The organism is Bartonella sp. AA83SXKL (genome assembly GCF_042196965.1).
Classification (GTDB): Bacteria; Pseudomonadota; Alphaproteobacteria; order Rhizobiales; family Rhizobiaceae; genus Bartonella.
In genome coordinates this window covers 1-281 of the sequence record NZ_JBHIRG010000185.1, presented here as the reverse complement: position 1 = coordinate 281, position 281 = coordinate 1, and the positions used below count along the sequence as shown (strand labels likewise).

Annotated in this window: 1 pseudogene; it reads right to left on the bottom strand. The window is 40.2% G+C overall.

The annotated features are described in order from the left end of the window. Positions 1 to 281: pseudogene (locus ACFINO_RS10495) on the bottom strand (hypothetical protein); the annotation flags it as partial.

The window sequence follows — 281 nt, the reverse complement described above, 5'->3', positions numbered from 1 at the left end:
TTTGCACAGAGGTAATCATTTCTCACTTCAAGATATTTTTGCGCAGCATCATATTGGTCTTGATTGATGTTGCCTTGTAGATAAAGCCGTCCGATATAAGTACCGGAAAGCGGATTTTTTGCTTCTTGTAAGGTTAAACAGAAGCGTTTGGCACGCATTTCAATTGCCAATTTATCGATAGGATCACGAGGCATTTTTGTCCGTGAGATACGACCATTGGGTTCTCTGATACATCCTTCAATCCGTGGGCGTCCATGTTTTGTACGTTTTTTTCTTTTTGT